10 protein-coding genes are annotated in these 10292 nt (G+C 62.1%); 4 read left to right on the forward strand and 6 right to left on the reverse strand.

Going from position 1 to position 10292, the window contains the following annotated elements:
• A partial coding sequence (locus PLL20_20315) for a transglutaminaseTgpA domain-containing protein (protein ID HPD32345.1) occupies positions 1-2092 on the forward strand: 2092 nt, incomplete at its 5' end.
• 77 nt (positions 2093-2169) lie between these two features.
• Here the strand turns inward: PLL20_20315 and PLL20_20320 are convergent.
• The 4 genes from PLL20_20320 to PLL20_20335 form a co-directional block, all read right to left on the reverse strand.
• Positions 2170-2400: a hypothetical protein gene (locus tag PLL20_20320; GenBank protein HPD32346.1), complete on the reverse strand. Its 231-nt coding sequence runs from the start codon at positions 2398-2400 to the stop codon at positions 2170-2172.
• Complete coding sequence (locus PLL20_20325; GenBank protein HPD32347.1) at positions 2397-2861, reverse strand: hypothetical protein; 465 nt, start codon at positions 2859-2861, stop codon at positions 2397-2399. The genes PLL20_20320 and PLL20_20325 overlap by 4 nt, the downstream gene beginning before the upstream one ends.
• A 26-nt stretch (positions 2862-2887) precedes the next feature.
• Complete coding sequence (locus PLL20_20330; protein ID HPD32348.1) at positions 2888-3115, reverse strand: zinc ribbon domain-containing protein; 228 nt, start codon at positions 3113-3115, stop codon at positions 2888-2890.
• Between the two features lie 151 nt (positions 3116-3266).
• Complete coding sequence (locus PLL20_20335) at positions 3267-4571, reverse strand: DEAD/DEAH box helicase (GenBank protein ID HPD32349.1); 1305 nt, start codon at positions 4569-4571, stop codon at positions 3267-3269.
• A gap of 122 nt (positions 4572-4693) precedes the next feature.
• Between PLL20_20335 and alr the strand changes: the two genes are divergently transcribed.
• Complete coding sequence (gene alr / locus PLL20_20340; GenBank protein HPD32350.1) at positions 4694-5851, forward strand: alanine racemase; 1158 nt, start codon at positions 4694-4696, stop codon at positions 5849-5851.
• 113 nt (positions 5852-5964) lie between these two features.
• On the opposite strand, the gene PLL20_20345 is transcribed toward alr, so the two are convergent.
• Complete coding sequence (locus PLL20_20345; GenBank protein ID HPD32351.1) at positions 5965-6984, reverse strand: hypothetical protein; 1020 nt, start codon at positions 6982-6984, stop codon at positions 5965-5967.
• Between the two features lie 317 nt (positions 6985-7301).
• Positions 7302-7535 (reverse strand): hypothetical protein, encoded by a 234-nt coding sequence (locus PLL20_20350; GenBank protein ID HPD32352.1) that lies wholly within the window; start codon positions 7533-7535, stop codon positions 7302-7304.
• 294 nt (positions 7536-7829) lie between these two features.
• On the opposite strand from PLL20_20350, the gene infA reads away from it, so the two are divergent.
• Together infA and PLL20_20360 are read left to right on the forward strand one after the other, a co-directional pair.
• The gene (gene infA / locus PLL20_20355) at positions 7830-8057 is read left to right on the forward strand and encodes a translation initiation factor IF-1 (protein HPD32353.1); all 228 of its coding nucleotides are present in this window, start codon (positions 7830-7832) and stop codon (positions 8055-8057) included.
• Between the two features lie 165 nt (positions 8058-8222).
• Complete coding sequence (locus tag PLL20_20360) at positions 8223-10049, forward strand: TIGR03960 family B12-binding radical SAM protein (GenBank protein HPD32354.1); 1827 nt, start codon at positions 8223-8225, stop codon at positions 10047-10049.
• The last annotated feature ends 243 nt before the right edge of the window (positions 10050-10292 follow it).

Here is a 10292-nt window from a genome sequence, read left to right on the forward strand (position 1 = left end):
GATCATCGAGTGGGGCTGGCGTTTCTCCGTGCCTACGGTCCTGGCTCTTGCACATTTCATGATTCTCATCTGTATTACCAAGTGGCTGCAATGGCGCACCCATCGCGACGATGCCATGCTGCTCATACTTCTCCTGTTGCTGCTGGTCGTCGGCGGCATTGTCGGTGGCAGCCTGCTTTTCCCGCTGGTGTTGGCCGTGTATGCCATCGCCGGGTGTCAGCGCTTCATCACCCATCACCTTGAAAGCGAAGCCGCCTGGTCCGATCGGCGCAATGTTCAGGCATCGGGCTTTCGCCGGCCCGACGGAACGACCTCGCACGCCGGCCTGAATGCACAACGCACCGGCTCGCTCTCCGTCGCCATTGTAACCCTGGGACTCGGGGTCATGGTCTTCGTCGCAATACCCCGCGTCGGTGCCGGCATGTTCGGCCAGGCTGGGCAACCGGCCACGGCCGGCGCCCTCAGCGGGTTCGCCCGATCGATCGAATTCGCCTCGGTCGGCGCGATCGAGGAATCGGACCAGCCGATCATGCGTCTGACGGCGACGGACGAATATGGCACGCCTGTCGGATCGAGGGTTCCGCTTTATCTAAGGGGAGAAGTCCTCGACCGGTACACCAGCCGATCGCCGACAGGAAACCGCAACTGGGGCTGGCGGCGATCGGGAGTGACGGAGCTCAGCGCTGACACCTACCAGCTCACTTCGGATGAAGAGACAACGCCCTCCACCACCCTGTTCCGCAATGACATCGCTCTGCCGCACGGGCCGATGCTCATACAGAAGTACCGCCTGGAGCCGTCCGACGACATCACGCTGTTCGCCTGTTATCCACCGCTCGAGATCAGCTCGCCCACCTTGCGGACCGTGCGAAAATGGAACGGGACACAGATTCTTCAAACTCTCAGGCCGGTGCGGAAGCAACTGGACTACACGATCAAGTCCCCGGCGGTTCCGGCAATGGCCGCCAAAGCGCTGGCAGCCGAACGGGGCGCCGCCGACGTCCCCCCGCCGACGCCTCCCCCGATCGCGAACGAACGGCGAGAGCAGCTTCTCCGTCTCATCGATGAACAGACGCGCGGAATCGGCCCGCTCACAGAGCCTGGAAACCGCTTATCCTTCGCCCGCCGGCTGGAGGCTTTCCTGCAATCCGAGCATTTTGCCTACTCCCTCGAGCCTCCGCCGATGCCTGAGACCGGAGACCCGGTGAGCAGTTTTTTGCTGGTCTCCCGAAAGGGTCATTGCGAGTATTTCGCCTCGGCATTGGCCCTGATGTGCCAGCTCAAGGGCGTCCCTGCCAGGGTGGTCATCGGTTATCTGGCGAATGAGTACAACTCGTTCGGCGGCTTCTACCTGATTCGCAAGAAGCACGCACACGCATGGGTCGAGGTGTTCATCCCCGGCCTCGATTGGGTGACGCTGGATCCCACGCCGTTGTCCCGAAGGCAATCGGGGCGGCTGACGGGTCTGGGCGCCCGAATCCGCGCTTATCTGGACTTCCTCCAGTTCCAGTGGTCCGACGGAGTTCTCTCTTTCAACGCCGAAACGCGGCGCCGAATGCTCGATCGGTTCGCCCAATGGCTTCGCAGACCGGCTCAAGACCAGCGAACGCTGATCGGCGGCGTGGTCGCATTCATTCGCGAGTTGTTCGGCTGGCGTCTTGCTCTGTCGTGGCACGAACGCCTGGTTTACTGGGTTTTCACGCTCCTGGTGGTGACGCTGGTTCTATTATTGACCTATGTCGCCGTCTCCTTGGCGCGTCGATTGACGAGGCTTGCCCGGCGTCTCTCGCAGGGCCGGCACGCCAGGCAGGCAAGCCGCAGCCGCGAGGTCGAGTTCTACCATCGATTCTGCCGCTTCCTCGCGGATCTCGGACTGACTCGCAGGCCCGATCAGACGCCCGCCGAGTTCGCCGCCGATCTGGCGGAACGTTACGCCATTCTCCAAGAGGCCCCGGTTCTCGTGCAATGCTACTATGACGTCGCATTCGGGGGTCACGCGCTCACGTCTCAGCACCGGGGGACCATCGAAGATTTCCTCCGCCGCCTGCGCCATCTCACAGTCGACCAATTGACAACACCGCAGACTCAGTAATGGGATGCAAGACGTGCTCGCCTCGCCCGGTGCTTTGAACACCGCGTTTCCGGGCCCGGGCTTGCGCCCGGCCAGTCTTATGCCAGCAATTCGTAGATCAACAGAAGGGCGATGCCGACCACATACATTCCGATCACGATGGTGATCCAGTTCTTGAGGACCGCCATGGGGATCTCCCGGAGGTTCTCGCACTTGATGGTCTTGTAGATGATGCTGATACAGAGGCAGAGCGGCAGCAACAACAGGGCCTGCTGCCAGCGAACCAGAGGGAGGGGGTTGATCATGAGAGTGGCGAGCAGCTCGATCATCCGGCCGCCCCCTTTGCCGCAGGCGGGGTGCGACCCGCCTGGATCAGGGGCTTTTCCGCCCGGACCAGCACGTCGAAGATCACCAGGATGTTGAGCATGCCGCAGATGGCCGTGTAGACGACCGAAATCTCTTCGGATCGGCCGAAGGCCACGAACTTGGGATCCCTCTTGGGCACGGGGCTGGGATCCACCCAGGTACCCAAGCCCCAGGCGGCCAAGGCGTGGCCGCCGGCACAGATCTGACCCATGAACCATAACGACCGGCCGCCGGGCGAAACCGTGTTGCTAAGGCCGCCGACGGCAACGCCTACCCAGAAGGTGATCGCGATGGTCACCAGAATAATAAGGCCCCTTGCCCGCTCACGGATATACAGATGACCCGCACCCGGCATGAGCCAAGTCAATACAGCGGCAACCGACATGCGAAGTTGAGGGTTGTCTTCGGCAAGGCTAGTCTTCATTCGACAATGCTTTCAACCGCGAGCTTTCACTGCCTCATCGGGCACGGGCCGCCAAGATTCTGGCAGCCGGCACAGGACGGCGGCAAAGAGGGCTCGGACGCTGCCCCCTTCCCGGCCGCGAAAACGCTCAGCTTCTTCTCCAGCTCTTTCTTTCCGCATTTGGGACAGACCAGAGCCTGCTCCTCCGCGTCAGACCGGACCAGCCGGCCGAACTCGTGCCGGCATTTCAGACATCGATACTCGTAGATCGGCATAGTCGCTCCATTGCGGGCAAGTCATCTCATCGGCCAGTATAGGTGTGCCCGGGGAAGGTTGCAAGGCGACTGCCCGCCTGATCCGCGGAAGACACGACCATGACAAGCTGCGGGCGGTGCGTGTCTGCATTGTCACGGGGCGGTGCCTTGCTCACAATCGTCTGCGGCGCACGGGCCTGAACTTGGCTCCCAGGCGTTTAGGGGCCGTCGAGACATTTGCTGCCGGCGCGTCGACCGACGCCTCCGGCTTGGCGGCGATGGCGAAAGCGGAGTGCTGCTCCGGGGGCGGCGACGGCTCGAAGCCTTCCATTTGCTCGCAGGGAATCTCCCTGTTGATCAGCTTCTCGATCTCGGTGAGCTGTTTGCCCTCTTCGCGGGTCACAAAGGTCAAAGCCTCTCCGAAGCAGCCCATGCGAGCCGTGCGGCCGATGCGGTGAACATAGCCGAGCGGGTCATCGGGAATGTCATAATTGATGATGTGGGTTATGCCCTGAACGTCGATGCCTCGGGCCGCCAGGTCGGTGGCGACCAACACGTGGATCGCATGCTTTCGGAATCGCGACATCACCCGGTCCCGCTTGGCCTGAACGAGATCGCCGTGGATTTCCCTGGCGTTGATGCCGTCGCCGTTGAGCCGCTTTGCCAACTTGCGGACCGCGTGCTTGGTGTTGCAGAAAACGATGGCCAGCTTGGGCTTCCTGGAATCGAGCACGGTTCTCAAGAGCCGGTACTTGTCCCAGCGGTCCACCGTGTAGAAGGACTGCCGCACCTCATCCACGGTCATCTTGTCCTGGGAGACGTTGACCTCGACCGGGTCGGTCATGTACTGCTCGGCAAGGCGTTTGATCTCATCGGTCATGGTGGCCGAGACGAGGATGGTCTGGTGGGCGGTTTTGACCTGCGAGAGGATCCGCTTGATATCGTCGCGGAAACCGATGTCCAGCATCCGGTCGACTTCGTCCAACACGACAAAACGAATGCCGCTGAACGAGAGGATTCGGCGATCCAGGAAGTCCATCACGCGGCCCGGGGTGCCAACCACAAAATGCGGCTTGCGGCCCAGGAGGTGAACCTGCTGACGGATTCGCTGTCCACCGTAGACGGGTACGACGCGTAAGCCTGAGGTCTCGGCCAGGCGGAGCATCTCGGCCGCAACCTGCACCGCGAGTTCGCGGGTCGGCACGAGAACGAGCCCCTGGAGCCCCTCGGCCGGCTTGGCCAATTGAAGCAAAGGCAGGCCGAAAGCGGCGGTCTTCCCCGTGCCCGTGCGGGCTTGACCGAGGACGTCTCGCCCGGCCAACGCCAACGGGATAAGCCGTTGCTGAATCTCCGTGGGCCGGCTGAAGCCCATTCTTTGCAGGGCTGACAGGAATGGTGTTTGGATGCCGAGTTCGGCGAATGCTGCGGGCGGTTCGTGGTGTTTGCGCATTTCGAGGCAGGCGAACGCTGTCGCCATGGATCCCAAAGAATCATTGAGTTTGTACCAATCGCCGGGAGATTGTATACCATGCCGGTCGGCGGAGCCAGATGGCGCGGGCTGCCGCCCTTCAAGATTGGCGCAGGAGACCTGATCGACCCATGCATGAGCCAGCGACTGCCTACGTCAGCGCCGCCGCCATCCAGGGCAATGTGGAGGCCGTCCGGCGACGCATCCCGCCCGGCACACCCATTTGCGTCGCCGTCAAGGCGAACGCTTACGGTCACGGGCTCTCGCAGGTGCTGCCGGCCCTTGTCCGTGCCGGCATTGAGCGCTTGGCGGTCGCGAATCTCGACGAGGCCGTCGAGCTTCGCGCTCTTGGTTGGACTGGTCCGATTCTTTGTCTCGGACCCATATTGGCCAGCCGAAGCGAAAGCGAACGAATCGAGAACGCCGCCGAAGCCGTGGCGGCCCATATTGCGGTGACGATCACCTCTCCCGAGGAGGCCCGCCTGCTCGCCACGGCTGCCAAGCGCCAACACAGGATGGGGCATGTCGAGATCCAGGTCGACACCGGCATGGGCCGATGCGGTGTCCGATGTGACAAGGCACCGGACATTATTGCTCAGACCGCGCTGGTGCCCGGCATTCTCATCGACGGCGTCTACATGCACTTTGCCACCGCGGATGAGGATGACCTGAGGTTTGCGCGAAGCCAGCTTCAAGAATTCAAGCAGCTCATCGCCCGCATGCGTGAGGCGAAGCTGGCGGTCGGGTCCTTTCACGCCGCCAACTCGGCCGCCGTTTTCCGCCTGCCCGAATCACATCTGGACCTGGTCAGACCGGGTTTGTGCATCTACGGGTATTGGGGCGGACCGGCCAGTGAAAGGCCGCCTGATCTCCGCCCGATCTTGCGGCTGGTCGTGCGTCTGACGGAAATCCGCCGATTGCCTGCCGGTGCTTCGGTAGGTTACGGCTGCACGTGGAGGGCCAAGCGAGAGAGCGTGATCGGCACCGTTTCATTGGGCTATGCCGACGGCTATCGGCGCGTTCTGGGCAATAGGGCGATCGTGACACTGGAGACTGCCCGCAAGCAGCCCTGCGAGCCGATCGCAGTGGTCGGGCGGGTCAGCATGGACCAGATCAACCTGGATCTGACTGACGCAGGCCCCGTAGCGGTGGGGGATCGAGTGGTCATCATCGATGACGACCCCTCTTCATTCAACAGCGTCGAGTCGCTGGCAACCATGACCGAATCTATTCCCTACGAGATCACCACGCTGATCGGGCGTCGTGTTCGCCGTGTCAGTGTCCCATGAGCAGCATGTCTCTCGATAACCAAGGCCAACCCGGAACATCGACGAGAAGGCACCGGACGCAACTCGTCGGCAGGCGCATGACAGAGCGCGGTTCAAACACATAGCTGAGAACGCTATTCCTGGGTAACCGATCGCTGGATGACCTCGGCCCCGGCGGCAAAACCCGCGCGGATACGAAGTGTATCGAGCTTCTCTCCGACCTCCTGGGCCATCCGGCTGTTCGGAAACTCCTGACGAATGCACAGACCGACTTCGAGCGCATCGCGCCAGCGATTTTCCGACACGGCGAGTCCGAAGCTGACGCCGAGCGCGACCAGACGAGCCTTGAATACGTGACGGGCGGAGTCCTGCAGACTCTGCGCCTCTTCTTTCGTAAGGTACTGGTCCAGCTCGGTCAGGATCTGAATGCCACGGTCGACCTCTTCCCGGGCAACAGCCTGGTTCCACTGCTGAAGCAGTTCCTGTTTTCGGGCTTCCCGTCGCCGATTCAGTTCCGCGGGAAGCCCCAGGACCCGCTCGTGACGGGGGAACAGCTTGATCAACCGCTCGGACTCTTGACGGGCCCGCTCCCAATGGTGCTCATCCATCAGCTTGGTGATGTGCGAGACGGCATCCCCGATCTTCTCCTCGATGGTCATCTCGCGAATCTGGGCAAGCTCTTTGCGAAGGGCTTCAGCCTCACGAGCGTACCCGAACCGCGTCTGCATCTGCTCAATGAGGTACATCGCGGCGTCCCAGTTGCCCTGAAACATCTCTTCACGCAGGGCATGACGGAGGGCCTCGAGTTCCTTGTCCCGATGCGTGATCGACCGGGCCGCGTCGGATAGCTGGCTATTGTCGGCGATCTGTTTGATCATCGGCTCCAATCTTCTGGCCGTGTCGTGAAGATCCAGGGTGTTATGGTGAACGCGGTTGATGTTCGCCTCGGTCAGGACCAACAACTTGACCAGCGAGTGCAACAGCAGCGAAACGGCGATCAACAACATGCCGCCGACGATCAGGACGGCCCGCCCGGTCAGATCGGACGGCACCAGGCCGGCGATTATCAGGATGCAGCCGGCGATCACGGCACCAAGGGCAGTCAGAAACGACGTCAGACTGATTGAACGATTCCGGATTGGGGTCTCAGGCACGATCCTTCGCTCCTGACGTTCGCCGACTTGACGGCGCCGCCACGTGACATACGCGGCGTTTTCACTCTAAGGCTTCAAGCGGCACCAGTCAACCTGCCGCGTCCCGGTGCCCTCAGGCTGCGCAACAGATCGGGCGACGGCGCACAACAGGCCGTTCAGGGGGGGCGTTCAGAACAGCGACCCCGGTTTGCCAAGGCGACCGTGCCTGTCCGGCTTGGCGCGCCGACCCTGCCCAAAGGCGAGAGTCTGTCACGTGGGATCGTTTTCCCGGAAGGAGGTCGTCGGAGTGCTTGGGGCAAGGAGCGATGCAAAGGGCTTCAGGGTTTATCGGAGTTTTGGGGCCGCAGTTCGGCGACATGGACGACGGGGGCGCCTTCCGAGGCCGCCTGCCGGGCCATGCGTTTCTGCTGCTCGGCCTCAGCCAGTTCTTTCTCGTATCGTCGCAATTCGAGGTGCTTGTCGCGGCGGTGTTTCTCCTTGGCCACCATCCGCACGAAAAGGCCGGTTCCCAGCAGGATACACAGAACGGTTAACAGAGATTGCGCGTCCATAAACGGCATTGAAGATGACCCTGCAGCGGTTGGCCCTCAGCGGGCGGGGTGCCCGTCCAGGGGATCTATCGGAAAGAGCAGGTCGGGGCTTCATTTGGAGGGGCCGGCAGGGCACCTTTTTCCGGACCGGACGCGGCTCGGCGGCGAGAACGCGGTCCTGTGATGCCCCTGAGGCGTCGACGGTCCGGGCCGTCGTGGAAAGCGGTTGGGTTATTGATTTGCTTATTGCGCGGCGTTGCCGATAATATACCCCCACACAGGTTTGTGGTTTCGCTGACAACGACAAGGGAGTTTATGGCGCAGTCTGAGAAGATCCAGGTCGAAGCCAAAGTCATCAAGGCGCTGCCCAACGCCCAGTTTCTGGTCGAGGCGGAAACGGGCAATGCCAAACACGAGGTCCTGGCCCACATTGCCGGGAAGATGCGGAAACACTTCATCAGGATCGTACCGGGCGACATCGTGACGGTCGAGTTGTCCCCCTATGACCTGACTCGCGGGCGCATCATCTATCGCCAGCGTTAGTTTCCTTCAGCCTCGCGATCCCACCTCGATCCACACGTATCTCCGGTAATCCGATCCGTCAGGGAACGTGCTGTGCCGCGGGCTCGGCTGTCCGGCAAACCCATCGAACGGTAGAATAAGCGGCACAGCCGCGCGGTGGTCGGCGCGGATGCGTGGAACGTTGCCATGGCGCTTGGTGAGAGGATCAGCAATGAGCTCCTGCCGCAGGTACGGCAACCGGGGCAGTACATCGGCGGCGAGTGGAACCAGCTTGTCCGGCCCGGCGACTGGGAGCGAGCGGAGCTGCGCGTCGCCCTGGCTTTTCCCGACACCTATGCAGTCGGGATGAGCCACCTCGGATGTCAGATTCTCTATTGGCTGTGCAATCACACGCCCGGTGTCTGTGCCGAACGCGTCTACTGTCCCTGGACGGACGCGGAGCGGGTGATGCGCGGGCGGGGCATTCCGCTGTTCACCTGGGATACCCGACAGCCCGTCGCGACGGCGGATATCCTGGCCGTGTCCATGCAGTACGAGATGTCCTCTAGTAACCTTCTTTTACTTCTCGACTTAGCGGGCATACCGCTCGGGTCAGCCGATCGTGACGAGGGACATCCTCTGGTCATCGTGGGCGGGCCTCAGATGGACAATCCTGAACCCATCGCCGATTTTGTTGATGCCGTCGTGATCGGGGACGGCGAGGCAAGCACGGCCGCGATTCTCGACGCGTGCCGTGAGCTCAAGCGTTGCGGCGCGTCACGTTCTGAGAGACTCATCGAACTTGCCCGCCGGTTTGAGTGGCTCTACGTCCCGTCGCTGTATGAGATCAAATACCGACTCGACGGCACGATTGCCGGTATGGTCGCCGCAAGCGGGTGTCCTGCCGGCTTTGCACCGCGGCAGACCATCGTCCGCTGCTTCACAAAGGATTTCGACAACGCCCCCGTACCGATTCGTCCGATTGTGCCGTTCACGGAGGTTGTTCACGATCGGATCAGCATCGAGATCATGCGTGGTTGTCCCAAGAGATGCCGATTCTGCCACGCCGGCTACACCAAGCGGCCGATGCGCATCCGGTCAGTCGATCGTATTATGGAGATTGCCGAGTCTGCCTGGCGGGCCACCGGTCATGACGAGATCGGCCTGCTGAGCCTGTCCAGTGCGGATTATCCGAGGCTTCGCGAGCTGGCGGAGCGGATGAACGAGCGGTTTGGGCCCCGCCGAGTGAACCTCTCTCTTCCGTCGCTTCGGGTGGACAAGATGCTTTCGGACATTCCCTGGCTGGTGAGCAGCGTCCGCAAGGGCGGGTTGACGATCGCCGTCGAGGCGGCCACACAAGAGATGCGTGAGGCGATCCGCAAAGAGGTGCTTGAAGGGGACCTCATCGAAGGAATCCGGCAGGCCTACAAGGCCGGCTGGAACTCGGTGAAGCTTTATTTCATGTGCGGCTTCCCGGGCGAGACCGAGTCCGACATACGCGGCATCTTCGATCTAGCTCTTCAGGTGAGTCACGCCAAGCGGGCCGTCCGTGGGGGCCCGGCCTCGGTCAACGCCGGCGTGAGTTGGCTGGTACCCAAACCTCACACGCCGCTGCAGTGGGCCCCCATGCAAACGGCCGAGTATTTCCACGAGGCCCGCCGTATCCTGTTGGACGCCGCACGGCAGCGCCGCTCAGCGGTTCACATCAAAACCCATCGCGTCGACCGCTCCATTCTCGAAGGCGTCTTCGCCCGCGGCGACCGGCGTCTGGGTCGCGTCATCGAAACCGCGTATCGCCTCGGTGCCCGCATGGACGGCTGGGACGAGGTTTTCGACAACAGCCTCTGGCTCAGGGCGTTCGAGATGACCGGCATCGATCCGGCCTTCTATGCTCACCGCCGGCGTGACGCCGCTGAGATCTTTCCCTGGGACCACATTGAAAGCGGCCCTCCACGAGGCAGGCTCCTGGCCCAGTACGAGGACATGCTGGCCAGATGTGCCGCTCGCATCGACCGCTCCCTTGAGACTGGCTGATCGGGCATGCCGACCTCGATGATAGAGTCTTTAGCCTGGATACTCTTCTAGGGAAGCCCTCTTGGCCAAGAAGCCGGATTGGGTTTCTTTCACCGGGGCGGATCAGGGCGCGTACGAACCTTGCTCGCAGACGTCGGGTTCTTCATTAAGTGGTTGCAAAGGAAAGACTTAAGGACATGAATGGGTTTGTTTGGCGCGGGGGGTGGTCGGCGGTCGGTGTCCGGCTTTTGGCGCGCGGGGGTC

It is taken from the genome of Phycisphaerae bacterium (genome assembly GCA_035384605.1).
Classification (GTDB): Bacteria; Planctomycetota; Phycisphaerae; order UBA1845; family PWPN01; genus JAUCQB01.